Raw genomic sequence first — 16,234 nt, 5'->3', positions numbered from 1 at the left:
GCAGGCCCGCCCCGATCCCGCTACTCGCCTTCGGTGTGCTCGAGCAGGTCGCTGTGGATCTCGCGCATGGCGATCGACAGCGGCTTCTCCTGCAAGCCCGGCTCGACCAGCGGGCCGACATACTCGAGGATGCCCTCGCCCAGCTGGTTGTAGTAGTCGTTGATCTGGCGGGCGCGCTTGGCGGCGTAGATCACCAGGGCGTACTTGCTCGATACCCGCGCCAGCAGCTCGTCGATGGGCGGGTTGGTGATACCCAGCGGCGTGTCGTACGCGCCGATCCCACCGGCTGACGGGTCGAACTGGTCTGGGACGGCGGCTAACGAAGCGTCGGTCTGCGAGCTACTCACTAAATATTCTCCTGGCGGCATATAGCGATCTGCGAAAATTCTCGAATCGAGTCCGGTTGGAAGATCACGCCGTCTGCGGCGCGGGTCCGACCAGCAATGATACCAATTCTGAGCACGCTGTTTCCAATTGACGATTCACGACCACTTCGTCGAAGTCGTGCTGAGCCGCCAATTCGGTGCGGGCGGTGGCCAGTCGACGCTCGATCACCTCGGGTGTCTCGGTGCCGCGGCCGATCAGCCGGGCCTCCAGCGCCTCCCAGCTGGGCGGGGCGACGAACACGGAGATCGCCTCGGGCATAGCCAGTTTGACCGCGCGGGCGCCGGCCAAGTCGACCTCGATCAGGACCGGGTGCCCGGCGCTCACCGCCGCACGGACCGGGGCGGCCACCGTGCCGGACCGGTGCAGACCGCCGTGAATTTCAGCCCATTCGAGCAGGGAACCACTGTCGATCAGGTCCTGGAAGCGGTCCTGCGACACGAAGTGATAGTCGACGCCGTCGACCTCACCAGGCCGAGGAGCCCGGGTGGTCGCCGAAACGCTGAAATGCAGATCTGGTATCCGCTCGCGAAGGCAGCGGACCAATGTTGACTTGCCCACCGCGGACGGACCGGACAGCACGATCACTCGTCCCGTGCCGACCGGTCCCCCGTCGGTGATCAACGACTCTCCCGGAAGATGCCCGGCTCTCCCTCAGGCCGTGCGGACGGTCGTCGAATCACCCAACCGTCCGACGCCTGGCCAGGCCTGACGGCCTGCATCGTCGCCGGGCTTAAGAAAAGTCGAACTTTTCCAGCAGGGCCTTGCGCTGACGGTCGCCGAGACCGCGCAGGCGGCGGGTCGGGGCGATTTCCAGCTCGGTCATGATTTCCTGCGCCTTGACCTTGCCCACCTTCGGCAATGCCTCCAGCAGCGCGGAAACTTTCATCTTGCCCAAGACCTCGTCGGTCTCGGCATCCTTGAGCACCTGCTTGAGATTGGTGCCGCCACGCTTCAGCCGGTCTTTGAGCTCGGCTCGCGCTCGACGTGCGGCGGCAGCCTTCTCCAACGCTGCCGCGCGCTGCTCGTCGGTCAACTGGGGAAGGGCCACGATTCCTCCGTATCAATCAGCAACAAATATCGATCTTTGTTTGTCTCGGCCAGGTAGTCCAGCCAGCGGTGACGACCGTACCCACGCCTTCAGACGAAATCTAACCCGCCCCCCTGGTTGAAGCTACAAAGACGCAGCTTATGGCGTCGAGAACGCACCTCCAGGGTGCTCGGCACAGGGTCCGCCGACCGGGCCTTCACCGCGCTCGGGCGATCCCCTCCACCGTGGCAAAATTGCTTTCACCTGCACTTTTGCCACAGCAGGCAGTGCCGCTGGGTGATCGCGAAGCCCACCGCCCGATCCACTCGAGACCGGGCGAAAAGCGAATTCTGGCCGGATCGCGATCGTCGCGGCGTGTCGCGCGTGTCGCCGCACACCTGGACCGGGGCTCGAAAGTGAACGACGTCGTGTCGTAGATCGCCCCAACCGGTTCAGCGAGCCAGGTGAGCCACCGCGTCGCGCATGCGCTCACCGGCCGCGCGAACGGCTGCCACGTCCGGACCGTCCCGCAGCACCTCCCGCGACACCGCGGGCAACAGCTGCCCGGAAACGGCCCCACCGAGGCCGCTGAGGGCATCAGGCCGCCCACCCTGGAAGCCGACACCGGGTACCAGGACCGGGCCGTCGAGCCCGCTGACGTCGGGCACCGCGGTCAAGGTGGCTCCGACCACGACGCCCACGGTGCCGGAGCCCAGGGCCCGGTTGCTGGCGGCGGCGTGGTCGACGATCGACTGCGCCACCGAGACGCCGCCGATCTCCGCGCGCTGCACGCCGGCGCCCTCCGGGTTGGACGTCGCCGCCAGGACGAACACCCCGGTGCCGCCCGCTGCGGCGCTGTCCAGCAGCGGCTGCAACGAGCCGAAGCCCAGATACGGCGAGGCGGTGACCGCGTCGGACGACAGCGGCGAGTCGCCGGTCCAGGCCGCCGCGTAAGCCGCCATGGTCGATCCGATGTCGCCACGCTTGGCGTCGGCCAGCACCAGCACGCCCGCCGCACGCAAGGCGGCGATGGTGCGCTCCAGCACGGCGTAGCCCGCGGCGCCGTAGGTCTCGAAGAACGCCACCTGGGGTTTGACGACGGCGAAATCGGCGTAGGCCGCGACGCAGATGTCGGAGAACTCGGCCAGGCCGCCGGCGCTGACCGGCAGACCCCACGCCTGCAGCAGTTCGGGATGCGGGTCGATACCCAGACACAACGGCCCGCGCCGGGATATCGCGTCGGCCAGCCGGGCGCCGAACCCGGGCATGACTACTTGCCGCCGCGATTCAGCGTGCTGTGCAACTCCTGCAGCGAGCGGACACCGATGTCGCCACGGATCCCCGCTTCGATGCCCTGCACTGCGGCCGACACTCCCTGGACGGTGGTGACGCACGGGATATTGACTCCGACTGCGGCCGAACGGATTTCATACCCGTCGATACGCGGTCCGGAGTTGCCGTACGGAGTGTTGAAGACCATGTCGACCTCCCCCGCGCGAATGGCGTCCACGGCGGACATCTTGGGCCGGCCCGGCTGCGCCTCCTCGAAGTGCTTGCGCACCTCGTCGCAGGGAATCCCGTTGCGGCGCAGCATTTCCGCGGTACCTTCGGTGGCCAGTACCCGGAACCCCAGATCGGCCAGTCGCTTCACCGGAAACACCAGGGAGCGTTTGTCCCGGTTGGCCACCGACACGAAGATCGTTCCCGACACCGGCAACGATCCGTAGGCCGCGGTCTGGCTCTTGGCGAAGGCGCTGCCGAAGTCACGGTCGATGCCCATCACCTCACCGGTCGACTTCATCTCCGGCCCCAGCAGCGAGTCCACCCCGGAGCCGTCGGCGCGACGGAAACGGTGGAACGGCAGCACCGCTTCCTTGACCGCGATCGGCGCGTCCGGCGCCGCGTTGCCGCCGTCGCCGGACGGCGCCAACAGTCCTTCGGCGCGTAGATCAGAGATCTTGGCGCCCAGCATGATCCGGGCACAGGCTTTCGCCAGCGGAATGGCGGTGGCCTTGGACACGAACGGCACGGTCCGGCTGGCCCGCGGATTGGCTTCCAGCACGTAGAGCACGTCGTCCTTGAGCGCGTACTGCACGTTGAGCAAACCCACCACGCCGATGCCATGCGCGATCGCCTCGGTGGCTGTGCGCACCTTCTCGATGTCGCTGCGGCCCAACGTCACCGGCGGCAGCGCGCATGCCGAGTCGCCGGAGTGGATGCCGGCCTCTTCGATGTGCTCCATGATGCCGCCGATGTAGACCTCGTCGCCGTCGCAGAGGGCGTCGACGTCGATCTCGATCGCGTCCTCGAGGAAACGGTCGACCAGCACGGGATGCTCGGGTGAGAGTTCGGTGGCCCGGGCGATATAACCCTGCAGCGTCTCGTCGTCGTAGACGATCTCCATGCCGCGCCCGCCCAGCACATAGGACGGCCGCACCAGCACCGGATATCCGATGTCGGCGGCGATCCGCCGGGCTTGCGCGAAGGTGGTGGCCATCCCGTAGCGCGGGGCCGGCAGCCCGGCCGCCGACAACAGGTCACCGAAGGCGCCACGGTCCTCGGCCAGATCGATGGCCTCGGGCGGGGTTCCGACGATCGGCACGCCCTGATCGGCCAATCGCTGCGCCAGCCCCAGCGGGGTCTGGCCACCGAGTTGCACGATGACTCCCACGACGCCCGGCCCGCCCTCGCCGGACACCTGCTCGGCGTGAAAGACCTCCAGCACATCCTCGAACGTCAACGGCTCGAAGTAGAGCCGGTCCGCGGTGTCATAGTCGGTGGACACCGTCTCCGGGTTGCAGTTGACCATCACGGTCTCGAAACCGGCCTGCGACAACGTTGTCGCGGCATGCACGCAGCTGTAGTCGAATTCGATGCCCTGGCCGATGCGGTTCGGGCCCGATCCGAGGATCAGCACCTTGGGCTTGTCGGTCTGCGGGGCCACCTCGGTCTCCGCGGAGGGATCCAGCTCGTAGCAGCTGTAGTGGTACGGCGTCTTGGCCTCGAACTCCGCGGCGCAGGTGTCCACGGTCTTGTACACCGGGTGGATGCCGAGCCGGCGCCGCAGCGAGCGCACGCCATCCTCACCAGCCAATTCCGGTCGCAGCGAGGCGATTTGGCGGTCTGACAGGCCGTTGTGCTTACAGCGGCGCAGCAGATCGCCGTCAAGGACGGGTGCACCGGCGACGTCCTCGCGCAACGTCAGCAACTCGGCGATCTGCGCCACGAACCAGGGGTCGATCCCGGAGGCCTCGGCCACCTTGTCCACCGACGCGCCGAGCCGCAGCGCCAGCTCGACATCGTAGAGCCGGCCATCGGTGGGCGTCCGCAGCCGCTCCAGCGCGTCCTCCGCGGTCCCGTCGTCATCCGGTCCGGTCCAGAACCCGGTTCGCTTGGTCTCCAGCGACCGCATCACCTTGCCCAGTGCCTCGATGAAGTTGCGGCCCAGCGACATCGCTTCGCCGACGGATTTCATCGTGGTGGTCAGCGTGGCGTCGGCGCCGGGGAATTTCTCGAACGCGAACCGTGGCGCCTTGACGACCACATAGTCCAGGGTCGGTTCGAAGCAGGCCGGGGTCTCCTTGGTGATGTCGTTGAGGATCTCGTCGAGGGTGTAGCCGACCGCCAGTTTGGCGGCGATTTTGGCGATCGGGAAGCCGGTGGCCTTGGACGCCAACGCACTCGATCGCGACACCCGTGGGTTCATCTCGATGACGATCAAGCGGCCGTCGCGCGGGTCGACCGCGAACTGGATGTTGCAGCCACCGGTGTCGACACCGACTTCGCGCAAGATGTCGATGCCGAGGTCGCGCATCTTCTGGTACTCACGGTCGGTGAGCGTCATCGCCGGCGCCACCGTCACCGAGTCGCCGGTGTGCACGCCCATCGGGTCGACGTTCTCGATCGAGCACACCACGACGACATTGTCTTTGCCGTCACGCATCAGCTCGAGCTCGAATTCCTTCCAGCCGTAGATCGATTCCTCGATCAGGACGTTGGCGCTCGGCGAGGCGGCCAGCCCGGCACCGGCCATCCGGTCGACTTCTTCGGCCGTGTGCGCCAGACCCGAACCCAGCCCGCCCATGGTGAACGACGGCCGGACCACGACCGGCAGGCCGAGTTCACCGACTGTCTCGCGCACCTCGTCCATGGTGAAACAGACTCGACTGCGGGCGGATTCACCGCCGACCTTGGCGACGATGTCTTTGAACATCTGCCGGTCCTCGCCGCGCTGGATGGCGTTGAAGTCGGCGCCGATCAGCTCGACGCCGTGCCGCTCCAATGCGCCGTTCTCGTACAGCGCGACCGCGGTGTTGAGCGCGGTCTGTCCACCCAGGGTGGCCAGCAGCGCATCGATCTTGTGGCCACGCTCGGCCTGCTGAACGATCACCTTCTCCACGAAGGCGGCGGTGATGGGCTCGACGTAGGTGTGGTCGGCGTATTCGGGGTCGGTCATGATCGTCGCCGGGTTGGAGTTGACCAGGCTCACCTCGAGACCTTCGGCGCGCAACACCCGGCACGCCTGGGTTCCGGAGTAGTCGAATTCGCACGCCTGCCCGATGACGATCGGGCCGGAGCCGATCACCAGGACGTGCTTGAGGTCAGTCCGCCGTGGCATTCCTTGCCTCTCCAATCAGGGCGCGAGCATGCACCGTTGTGCAGCTGTGACGGCGTGTCGGTGTACCGACACGCACCCTCGCCGGGGTGGCGCTCATTGGTGACCGCCCATCAAATCGACGAATTGGTCGAACAAGTACTCCGCATCGTGCGGACCGGCCGCGGCCTCCGGGTGGTACTGCACCGAAAAGGCCCGACCGTCAACCAGTTTGACACCTTCGACAACCCCGTCGTTGGCGCAGGTATGGCTGACCACCGCGGCACCGAACGGGGTGTCGAAGCGCTGGCCCGCCTCCCCTTCCAGCGCGAACCCGTGGTTCTGGGCGGTGACCGCGACCCGTCCGGTCGCATGGTCCAGCACCGGGATGTTGATGCCCCGGTGACCGAAGGTCATCTTGTAGGTCGACAGGCCGAGTGCGCGGCCCAGGATCTGGTTGCCGAAACAGATCCCGAACAACGGGATTCCGGCACCGAGCACTTCGCGCGTCACCGCGACGATGTGGTCGGCGGTCGCGGGGTCACCCGGGCCGTTGGACAGGAAGACACCGTCGGGCTTGAGTTCGGCGATCTGGTCGAAGGTCGCCGACGAGGGCAACACGCGGGTTCGTACGCCGCGGCGGGCGAAGTTGCGCGGTGTGTTGGTCTTGATGCCGAGATCGATTGCCGCGACGGTGAACCGCTGCGGCCCTTCGGATTCCACGAAGTAGGCATCGGGGGTGCTGACCTGACCGGCCAGGTCGGCACCCAGCATCGGCTGCTGCCCGCGGACCCGCTCGGTCAACTCCTCTGGCGAGGCCAGCGCTTCACCGGAGAACACACCCGCCTTCATCGATCCACGGCTGCGCAGGTGCCGGACCACCGCGCGGGTGTCGATGCCGGCGATCCCGACGATGTTCTGGCGGGTCAGTTCGTCTTCCAGAGTTCCGGTGGCGCGCCAGTTCGACACCCGCGGAGACGGGTCGCGGACCGCGTAACCGGCGACCCAGATCTTGTCGCCGCGGCTTTCGGCGTCCTCGCTGTTCCAACCGGTGTTGCCGATCTGCGGTGCGGTCGCCACCACGATCTGTCGGTGGTAGCTGGGGTCGGTCAGCGTCTCCTGATATCCGGACATGGCAGTGGAAAAGACTGCCTCGCCAAGTGTTTGGCCAACTGCACCGAACGCCGTTCCGGTGAAAGTCCGACCGTCATCAAGAACCAGCATCGCCTTCACGGCGCGACTCCTTCCGGCCAACTCTGCAGCCACCCCTTGTATTCGTCGCGGTTGTCGGCGCGAAATCCAGTGTCGATCTTGACGCCTGACGGCAGTCGCCACCGGATCGCCAGGATTCCGTCGCGGGCGGCGACCTTCCCGGCGATCACATGCTCAGTCCGGATTCCGGAGATCGACTCGGTCGGGATCCAGATCGGTTGTGCGCGGGTGCGCTCCACCAGAATTCCTTCGGGGTGGCGGGTCAGCACGGCCTTGCTGCGGTAGCCGAGGTCACCGACGGTGATCCGTTGGCTCCAGGCCGGCGCCATCGTGCAACCGACGTAAACACCGGGAGTGGTGATCGCCGCCGGTCCGACCTGACCCGGGATCTCCGGCAGGGTCCCGATCAACTCGGTCTGGCGCTCCGCACGCTTACGCCAGCCGCGCAACATCAGCTGGATGATGAACGCGATCACCAGCACGACCACCCCGGCCATGATCAGCGATGCGACCCAGGTCCCCTGGTTCATGGGCGCCGCTCCTCACCGGGACCACCCGCATTGTCGCCGGCGCGATTCATGAGCGCCGCTCCTCACCGGGACCGCCGGCGCGGTTCATGCCGGGCTCTTTCCGTCGCGCGCGGTGATCTTCCCGCGCAGCAGGGTTGCGGTCACGGTGGCCGGCAGTGTCATCGTCTCGTAGGGAGTGTTGGCCGACCGGCTGGCGAATTCGGCACCGGTGACGGTCCAGGTGGCGTCCGGGTCGACGACGGTCAGGTTGGCCGGCTCCCCGATCTCCAGCGGCCGGCCCTGGTCGGGCAAACCTGCTATGCGAGCCGGGTTTTCGCTCATCACCGTCGCGACACCGCGCCAGGTGAGCAGGCCGGGGACCACCATCGCCTGCACCACCGCCGACAGCGCGGTCTGCAGGCCGAGCATCCCCGGCAGAGCGGCGGCGAACTCGACGCACTTCTCGTGCTCGGCGTGCGGGGCATGATCGGTGGCCACGCAGTCGATCACACCGTCGGCCAGCGCCTGCCGCAACGCGACCGCGTCGGCGGCCTCACGCAACGGCGGGTTGACCCGATTCACGCCGTCGTAGCTGGCCAGTCGGCTGTCGTCGAGCAGCAGGTGATGCGGCGTCACTTCGGCCGTGATTGAGATACCTTGCGCCTTAGCCCATTTGACGATCTCGACGGTGCCGGCGGTGGAGGCGTGACAAATGTGCACGCGGGCGCCGGCATCGCGGGCCAGCAAGGCGTCGCGGGCCACGATCGACTCTTCGGCGGCCCTGGGCCAACCGGACAGTCCCAACTTCGCCGCGGTGGGACCCTCGTGCGCCACCGCGCCGACGGTCAGTCGTGGCTCCTCGGCGTGCTGAGCGATCAGCACACCAAGGCCGGTGGCGTATTCCAGTGCGCGGCGCATGATCAACGGGTCATCGACGCATTTGCCGTCGTCGGAGAACATCCGAACCTGGGCCGCTCCGGCGGCCATCATGCCCATCTCGGTGAGCTCTTTTCCGGCCAGCCCGACGGTGACGGCGCCCACCGGATGGACGTCGACCAGGCCGACCTGCTGCCCGCGATGCCACACGTGATCGGTGACCACCGGGCTGTCGGCGACCGGGTTGGTGTTCGCCATCGCGAACACGGCAGTGAAGCCACCGAGAGCGGCTGCGGCCGAACCTGTTTCGATGTTCTCGGCATATTCGCGGCCGGGCTCACGCAGATGGGTGTGCAAATCCACGAAGCCGGGCAGTAGCACCTGGCCGGTGGCATCGATGACGTCTGTGTCTTCTGGAAATCCTCCGGACTTCGCCAGCCCCGAGCCGATCTCCGCGATCTGGCCGTCGGCTACCAGCACGTCGACCGGGTCTCCCTCGCCGTAGAGCCGCACGCCACGCAGCACGACGCTCATGCCATCACCCCTTTGCCGGAGAGCCCCGCGGCGGCCGAATCGGTGCCGACCAGCAGATGGAACAACACTGCCATCCGAACGTGGACTCCGTTGGAGACCTGTTGCAGCACAGCCGATTGCGACGAGTCTGCCACCGACGACGAGATTTCCATGCCGCGCAGCATCGGCCCGGGGTGCAGCACGATCGCGTGACCGGGAAGCATCGACTGCCGCCGGTCGGACAGCCCGTAGCGCACCGAGTACTCGCGCGTGGAAGGAAAGAAGCCGCCGTTCATCCGCTCGGCCTGGACCCGCAGCATCAGCACCGCGTCGGCGGCCGGCAGTTCCGCATCCAGGTCGTGTGACACCGTCACCGGCCAGTCGGTGACGCCGACCGGCAACAGCGTCGGCGGCGCGACGAGTACGACCTCGGCCCCCAGGGTGTGCAGCAGCATGACGTTGGAGCGGGCCACCCGACTGTGCAGGATGTCGCCGACGATCACGATGCGACGGCCCTCGATGCCGCCGAGTCGCTGCCGGACGGTCAGGGCGTCGAGCAACGCCTGGGTGGGGTGCTCGTGTGTTCCGTCACCGGCGTTGATCACCGCGGGTCCGCTGTCGTCCGCGCCGGCCGTCCAGTGCGCAAGCTGGTGTGCCGCACCGGAAGCCGGGTGCCGAATGATCAGCGCGTCGGCGCCGGCGGCGCGCAGGGTCAGCGCGGTATCGCGCAGGGATTCGCCCTTGCCGACCGACGATCCGGCGGCGCTGACGTTGATCACATCGGCGCTCATCCACTTGCCGGCGACTTCGAAGGACACCCGGGTGCGGGTGGAGTTTTCGTAGAACATCGTGATCACCGTGCGACCGCGCAGTGTCGGCAGCTTGCGCACCTCACGGCCGACCAGCGCCTGCGCGAAGCGGTCGGCGTCGTCGAGGATCGCGGTGGCCTCGTCGCGGGACAGATCACCGGCGGCCAGCAGGTGCCGGGTCATGGCGCGTCCTCCCGGGAGATGACGACCGCGTCGCGACCGTCCTGCTCGGCCAGCTGGACGTGCACGTTCTCGGTCCGCGAGGTCGGCACGTTCTTGCCGACATAGTCGGCGCGCAGCGGCAATTCGCGGTGGCCGCGGTCGACCAGCACGGCCAGCTGCACCGCCCGCGGCCGGCCGACATCGCGCAACGCGTCCAGCGCCGAGCGGACCGAGCGGCCGGAGTACAGCACGTCGTCGACGAGGATCACCAGCGCGTCGTCGATACCGCCGGTCGGAATCGAGGTGTTCTCCAGCGGCCGCGGCGGCTTGGTCATCAGGTCGTCGCGGTAGAGAGTGATGTCGAGCGCGCCGTGCGGGATCTCAGCCCCGGAGAATTCGGCGATGTTCGCCGCGAGCCGGTCGGCCAGAGTCACACCGCGGGTAGGGATTCCCAGCAAGACCACCCGAGGCGCGTCGGCGCCGTCGAGGGCGGTCTTTTCGATGATCTGATGCGCGATACGCGAAATAGTGCGAGCCACATCGGCCGCCGACATCAATTCGCGGCCGGTGGCGGCGTCACCCGCGGCACCCATGCGAGATCTTGACCTCCTTCTCCGCCTCTCTGGACGGATCGTTAAAGGATGTCGACTGCCGGGCAGCGTAGCATTCGCGGCTCACCCTGGCGAAAAAGACAGGCGTTCCCACCGAAGGAGCTCGGGGTGCCCGAACGCAGTCTTCGGCAGTGGACCCGTGGCCGCCGCGGCGGACTCATGGTGGCGCTGCTCTACCTCGTCGGGGCGCTCGTCGTCACGCTCGGCGCCTGGCGTGGCCCGAGGTCCGGGTGGGCCGGCGGATGTTGCGACCAAGAACAGGCGATCTGGTACCTCGGCTGGACCCCGCACGCGCTGGCGCACGGTCTCGACCCGTTTTTCACCACCCAGATCGCGGCGCCGGCCGGCGTGAACCTGATGTGGAACCCGTCGATGCCACTGCTGGGGATGATCGGCTGGCTACCGGCGAAAATCGGCGGCCCGGTTTTCGGCTTCAACGTCTTGATGGTGCTGGGCATCGCCTCGAGTGGCTTCACCGCGTGGCTGGCGATCCGGCGGTGGACCGGGGACGGGCTGGCCCCCTTCGTCGGCGGAGCGGTGTACGCCTTCTCCCCCTACGTCGCCTCCCATGCGGCCCTGCATCTGAACCTGGCCACCGTCTGGGTTCCGCCGCTGCTGTTGCTTGTCCTCGACGAGCTCGTGGTCACCCGCCGGCGCCCGGCGTGGCAGTCGGGAATTGCGCTCGGAGTGCTGTGCGCGGTGCAACTGCTGATCAGCGAGGAGATTCTGGCCCTCAGCGTGGTGGCGGGTGCGGTGCTGGTCGCGGTGATGGGGGCGGTCCGCCGGGACGGGCATCTCGCCCGACTCGTTCCCGGCCTCGCCGCGTCGTCGGTGACATTTCTGGCGCTCGCCTGCTGGCCGTTGGCAGCCCAGTTCTTCGGGCCGCAACGCATCAGCCGGCCGGTGCAGAATTCCGCGACTTTCTCCACCAACCTGGCTAATGCCATCCTGCCGACGCCGCACCAACTGATCGCGCCGCCCTGGGCGACGCGGATCTCCGGTGAGTTCAGCGGACTTTCCCACGAGGCGACGGCATACCTGGGTGTTCCGCTGCTGATGCTGATTGTCGTTGCCGCCGTGCGATATTGGGCCGACGAGCGGATCCGCATTGCCGCTGTCACCGGTGCGTTGATCTTGGTGCTGTCGCTCGGGCCGTGGCTGCACATCGGCAGTGCCGCTCTGCGCGTTCCGTTGCCGTGGCTGGCTGTAGGGAAGCTGCCACTCCTCCAGCACGCACTGCCGGGCCGGCTGACGCTGTTCGTCTGGCTGGCGGTGGCCATCCTGGTCGCGACGGTCATCGCCCGTGCCGGCCGCCTCGCCCCGCGGCGGGCGACACAATGGCGGGTGGCGGTGGGCTTGTCCCTGACCCTCCTACTCCCGGCTCCACTGGCCAGGGCAGAGTTCACGACGCCGGCGTTCTTCCGCAACTGGTCCGACCAGCACATCGGCTCCGACGAAACCGTCCTCGTTGCACCGTATTTCGTGAATGGCAACGAGGCAGCACCGATGGTCTGGGCCGCGGTGGCCGACTACGGGCTGCGGATGCCCGAGGCCTACGCCTACGTGCCGCAGCCGGACGGCGGAACGTATTCCGGTCCGGCCCAAACCCAACTGACCTACACCATGTACGTGATCCAGCAGCGTGGCGCCTGGCTGGTCGCGCGCAACGACATTCGCGCGCAGGTCGCCGCCGACCTCGCCGCTGCCGGCGTGCGCCATGTGATCGTCGGCCCGACGCGGCACTGGCAGCAGCTGGTCGCATTCTTCACCGACCTGTTCGGCCAGCCGCCCACCATCGTCGAGGGCGTCGCGTTCTGGCGTGACGTCACGGTCCGGTGACCAGCGACTCGACCCGGTGACCGGAACGCCGGGCTCCCCGCGCTCCCGTCGGCCCGGTGGCCGATTAGCCTGAATCGGGTGAACCTCGAGGGCAACCAGACCTCCATTCGTGACGCCTGCGACGCGGGCCTGCTCGCGGGTGCGGTGACGGTGGTGTGGCAGCGCGGAGAAGTGCTGCAGGTCAATGAAATCGGCTTCCGCGATGTCGACGCCCAACTGCCCATGCAGCGCGACACGGTGTTTCGTATCGCCTCGATGACGAAGCCGGTCACCGCCGCCGCCGCAATGAGTTTGGTCGACGAGGGCAAGCTGGCGCTGCGCGACCCGGTCGTGCGGTGGCTGCCGGAGTTCGCCGACGTGCGGGTGCTCGACGACCCGAACGGGCCGTTGGACAACACCCGTCCGGTCGACCGGTCGATTCTGGTCGAGGATCTGCTGACCCACACCAGCGGCCTCGGATACGGATTTTCGGTGGGCGGGCCGATTTCGCGGGCGTACATGCGACTGCCCTTCGGGCAAGGACCGGACGCGTGGCTGGCCGCGTTGGCCGAACTCCCGCTAGTGCATCAACCGGGTGCGCGACTGACCTACGGTCACTCCAGCGATGTGGTGGGCGTGTTGGTGTCACGGGTCGAGGGCAAGCCGTTCCACGAGGTGCTCGACGAACGAATCCTGAAGCCGCTGGGCATGATCGACACCGGCTTCCACGTGACACCGGAGGGCCGCCGCCGCACCGCGACCATGTACCGGCTGGACGGCAACGATCGCCTCCAGCACGATGTCATGGGTCAACCACACCTCACGCCGCCGGCGTTCAGCAATGCCGGTGGCGGACTCTTCTCCACCGCGGACGACTACCTGCGGTTCGTCGAAATGCTGATGCGTGACGGCGCTGTCGACGGGGTGCAGGTGCTCTCACCGGAGTCGGTGCGGCTGATGCGCACCGATCGACTCACCGCCGAGCAGAAGCGGCACCCATTTCTCGGCGCGCCGTTCTGGATCGGGCGCGGGTTCGGCCTCAACCTGTCGGTGGTCACCGATCCGCTCAAATCGACGCCGCTGTTCGGGCCCGGCGGCCTGGGCACATTCGGCTGGCCCGGCGCATACGGAACCTGGTGGCAGGCCGACCCGAGCGCTTACCTCATTCTGCTCTACCTGATCCAGAACATGCCCGCGTTGTTGGCCGACAACGCGGATGCCGCCGCCGCCGTCGGTGGCAACACGTCGCAGACGAAACTGCAAGCGGTGCAACCGAAGTTCGTCCACCGCACCTACCGGGCACTGGGATTGTGATGGCCGAGTTCACACCCGAACGCATCGACGGGCCCCGCCTGGTGTTGCGCCCGCCGGTAGCCGACGACGCCGGGCCGCTGTTCCAGCGCGTCGCGCGCGACGCCCAGGTGACCAAGTATCTGCTGTGGACACCGCATCCGGACGTGGCGGTGACACAGCGCGTGATCTCCGAGCGGATGAACGTCGACCCGCACCTGCGAACCTGGGTGATGGCGTTGCAGCACAGCGGCGAGATCGTCGGGATGATCAGTTGCGGACGACCGCTGGCCTACACCGCCGAGATCGGCTACTGCGTCGGGCGGCGTTGGTGGGGCAAAGGTTTGATGTCCGAGGGGCTCGGCATGCTGATGGACACTCTGCAGGCCGACACCGACGTCTACCGGGTGTGGGCATCGTGTCATGTCGACAACGAGCGTTCGGTGCGACTGCTGGAACGCGCCGGATTCATCCGGGAAGGCCGGTTGGCCCGGCACGCGATCTACCCCAACCTGGGCACCGAGCCGCTCGACAGCCTGCTGTTCGGTAAGGCGTTGCGGTAGAACAACTCTGGGGCCGAGGTCGACGCCTAGACCATCGCGAACGGCGAGACGCTGGCCCCGATCTCCAGCGCGCCGGCCAGTTCGCGACTGCCGTCATAGTCGAAGACCACGTGCCCGGAGATCACGTCGACATCACGCTTGGCGCGCTGCAGCGGGTGGTCCAGGAATTGCGCGCTGGCACCGGAGGCCTCGAGCAGATCGGCGATCACAGAACGCGATTCGTGCACCACATGCGCCGCGGCCGCACGCACACCGGCCCGCACTTTGCGGCTGATGTGGTCCCCGCTGACGACTCGGGCCTGGATGTCTTGTGCGGCCGCGTCGGTCAGCGCCCGCATCGCCCGAAGCCGGACCCGGGCATCACCGAGTCGAACTTGTGCGGCGGGCTGATCCTTCTGCGCCGCACCGGAATACGCGATGACCCGCTCGCTGAGCCGTCGAGCGAAGAGGTCGGCCACCAGCTCCGCGGATCCCAGCGCCGGCATCGCCGCAACGAGCGCCAGCGCGGGCACCATCGGCCAGCGGTACACCGCCGCGCTGTGCAATTCGGCTCCGGGCGCCGTTCCGCCGTAGATATCGGTGACCGCAACCAACCGATGTTCGGGCACCCAGACGTTGTCGACGATGACGTCGTTGGACCCGGTGGCGCGCATCCCCGCGGTGTGCCACACGTCTTCGACGCGAGTCTCGTCGACCGGTAGCAGCACCAGCGCCGGGTAAGGCGCGTCGTCGGGCCCGCAAATCGCGCCGACCAGCACCCAGTCGGCGTTCATGATCCCGGTCGCCCATGACCAGCGCCCGGTCAGCCGGACGCCCGCGCCGTCCGGGGTGGCGCGACCGGTCGGCGCCAGCGGCGCCGGGCACAGCACCGGGCCGTCGGCGAACACTTCGTCCTGGGCCTGCTCACCGAACAGCGCCAGCATCCAGTTGTGCAGTGTGTAGAAGCCGAGCGTCCAGGCGCTGGACGTGCATCCGTGCGCCATCAGACGCACCGTCTGCAGAATCTCCGGGAACTCCGCCTGGACACCGCCGTACCGCTTCGGCAGCAGCAACCGGGCCAGACCGGACTCGCGGTAGTCGTCGACGGTGGCTTCCGGCAGCCGGCGTAGCTTCTCCGCATCCGCTGCCCGCTCGGCGAGCCGCTCGACGAAATCGGCGCCGACCGCTGGGCGCGGCAACTGCGACGACGTCATGGCCCGAAACATTACCATACCTTTTGGTATGGAGACTCGGGCCGATTTCACCGCCGCAACATGACGTCCAAAAATTGCTCGCGGCGTCCGGCGGCCATCGGACTGGGTCGCGCACCCGAAAGGTGCAGAAAACCGATGCCCGCGGCGAACGTCGCGGTGGCGCGCATCTCGGACTCCTCATGGTCGAAGCCGGCGTCCTGAAAAGCCTCCCGAACGGCGGCGACCACGCTGAGGTCGGATGCCCGCACCGCGGCGGCAGCCGGAGGCTCCGATCGCGCCCATTCCCGCATGGCGCGCTCCAACACCCAGTGCCGTGGGCTCACGAGCGCGGTCATCATTCTCGACAGCCGCTCGCGCGGAGGCAGACTCGCCAATTCGTCGAAAGACCGATCCTCGTCGCGGACGACCGCCCAGGTGTCGAACAGTGCTGTGCGATAAGCGGTCATGTCGGTGAAATGCCAGTAGAAGCTGCCCTTGGTGACGCCGAGTCGGCTGCACAGATGGCCCAGTGTCAGGGATTTGACGCCGTCCTCGGCCAGCACCCGGAAGCCCTCTTGCACCCAGTCATCCACCGACAGGCGGGCGTTCGTCGCGCTAGCCGAAGACCCCATGGGCGGTAATGCTAGACCGGCGACGACGTAGCGGCTCGATACGACCCGACGGTCATCGC

At 67.5% G+C, this 16,234-nt stretch carries 15 protein-coding genes; 3 read left to right on the top strand and 12 right to left on the bottom strand.

Annotated elements, in window-relative coordinates:
• Positions 1-20: 20 nt before the first annotated feature.
• The 10 genes from rpoZ to pyrR all read right to left on the bottom strand — a co-directional run bounded on the left by rpoZ (position 21) and on the right by pyrR (position 10,682).
• On the bottom strand, positions 21-347 hold the full coding sequence (gene rpoZ / locus CYU59_RS22725) for a DNA-directed RNA polymerase subunit omega (protein WP_293003025.1): 327 nt from the start codon (positions 345-347) through the stop codon (positions 21-23).
• Between the two features lie 64 nt (positions 348-411).
• Entirely contained in the window at positions 412-1,005 is a 594-nt protein-coding gene (gene gmk / locus CYU59_RS22720) for a guanylate kinase (RefSeq protein ID WP_293003072.1), read from the bottom strand.
• 112 nt (positions 1,006-1,117) lie between these two features.
• The gene (gene mihF / locus CYU59_RS22715) at positions 1,118-1,435 is read right to left on the bottom strand and encodes an integration host factor, actinobacterial type (protein ID WP_003932123.1); all 318 of its coding nucleotides are present in this window, start codon (positions 1,433-1,435) and stop codon (positions 1,118-1,120) included.
• A 431-nt stretch (positions 1,436-1,866) separates the two neighbouring features.
• Positions 1,867-2,682, bottom strand: coding sequence for an orotidine-5'-phosphate decarboxylase (gene pyrF / locus CYU59_RS22710; RefSeq protein ID WP_293002949.1), 816 nt, complete (start codon positions 2,680-2,682; stop codon positions 1,867-1,869).
• Positions 2,683-2,684: 2 nt separating this feature from the next.
• Complete coding sequence (gene carB / locus CYU59_RS22705) at positions 2,685-6,032, bottom strand: carbamoyl-phosphate synthase large subunit (RefSeq protein WP_293002947.1); 3,348 nt, start codon at positions 6,030-6,032, stop codon at positions 2,685-2,687.
• Between the two features lie 93 nt (positions 6,033-6,125).
• On the bottom strand, positions 6,126-7,232 hold the full coding sequence (gene carA, locus CYU59_RS22700) for a glutamine-hydrolyzing carbamoyl-phosphate synthase small subunit (RefSeq protein ID WP_293003070.1): 1,107 nt from the start codon (positions 7,230-7,232) through the stop codon (positions 6,126-6,128).
• Between the two features lie 5 nt (positions 7,233-7,237).
• A complete protein-coding gene (locus tag CYU59_RS22695; RefSeq protein ID WP_293002945.1) occupies positions 7,238-7,750 on the bottom strand; it encodes a transporter in 513 nt (170 codons plus the stop codon).
• Between the two features lie 84 nt (positions 7,751-7,834).
• Positions 7,835-9,139, bottom strand: a complete 1,305-nt coding sequence (locus tag CYU59_RS22690) for a dihydroorotase (protein WP_293002943.1) — start codon at positions 9,137-9,139, stop codon at positions 7,835-7,837.
• Positions 9,136-10,110 carry an aspartate carbamoyltransferase catalytic subunit gene (locus CYU59_RS22685; RefSeq protein WP_293002941.1) on the bottom strand — a complete coding sequence of 325 codons (975 nt, stop codon included), beginning with the start codon at positions 10,108-10,110 and terminating at the stop codon, positions 9,136-9,138. Before CYU59_RS22685 ends, CYU59_RS22690 begins: the two co-directional genes overlap by 4 nt.
• Positions 10,107-10,682 carry a bifunctional pyr operon transcriptional regulator/uracil phosphoribosyltransferase PyrR gene (pyrR, locus tag CYU59_RS22680; RefSeq protein ID WP_293002939.1) on the bottom strand — a complete coding sequence of 192 codons (576 nt, stop codon included), beginning with the start codon at positions 10,680-10,682 and terminating at the stop codon, positions 10,107-10,109. Before pyrR ends, CYU59_RS22685 begins: the two co-directional genes overlap by 4 nt.
• 126 nt (positions 10,683-10,808) lie before the next feature.
• Here pyrR and CYU59_RS22675 point away from each other — a divergent pair, with 126 nt between their 5' ends.
• The 3 genes from CYU59_RS22675 (at position 10,809) to CYU59_RS22665 (ending at position 14,371) form a co-directional block, all read left to right on the top strand.
• Complete coding sequence (locus CYU59_RS22675; RefSeq protein ID WP_293002937.1) at positions 10,809-12,539, top strand: hypothetical protein; 1,731 nt, start codon at positions 10,809-10,811, stop codon at positions 12,537-12,539.
• A gap of 78 nt (positions 12,540-12,617) precedes the next feature.
• Positions 12,618-13,832, top strand: coding sequence for a serine hydrolase domain-containing protein (locus tag CYU59_RS22670; RefSeq protein ID WP_293002935.1), 1,215 nt, complete (start codon positions 12,618-12,620; stop codon positions 13,830-13,832).
• Positions 13,832-14,371 carry a GNAT family N-acetyltransferase gene (locus CYU59_RS22665; protein ID WP_293002932.1) on the top strand — a complete coding sequence of 180 codons (540 nt, stop codon included), beginning with the start codon at positions 13,832-13,834 and terminating at the stop codon, positions 14,369-14,371. Before CYU59_RS22670 ends, CYU59_RS22665 begins: the two co-directional genes overlap by 1 nt.
• Positions 14,372-14,397: 26 nt before the next feature.
• On the opposite strand, the gene CYU59_RS22660 is transcribed toward CYU59_RS22665, so the two are convergent.
• Both CYU59_RS22660 and CYU59_RS22655 read right to left on the bottom strand, forming a co-directional pair.
• Entirely contained in the window at positions 14,398-15,564 is a 1,167-nt protein-coding gene (locus CYU59_RS22660; RefSeq protein WP_293002930.1) for an acyl-CoA dehydrogenase family protein, read from the bottom strand.
• Positions 15,565-15,611: 47 nt separating this feature from the next.
• Positions 15,612-16,175: a TetR/AcrR family transcriptional regulator gene (locus CYU59_RS22655; protein WP_293002928.1), complete on the bottom strand. Its 564-nt coding sequence runs from the start codon at positions 16,173-16,175 to the stop codon at positions 15,612-15,614.
• Positions 16,176-16,234 lie beyond the last annotated feature (59 nt).

Origin of the sequence: Mycobacterium sp., from assembly GCF_002863225.1 — a bacterium.
GTDB lineage: Bacteria > Actinomycetota > Actinomycetes > Mycobacteriales > Mycobacteriaceae > Mycobacterium.
This window is presented reverse-complemented; position numbering and strand designations above follow the sequence as displayed.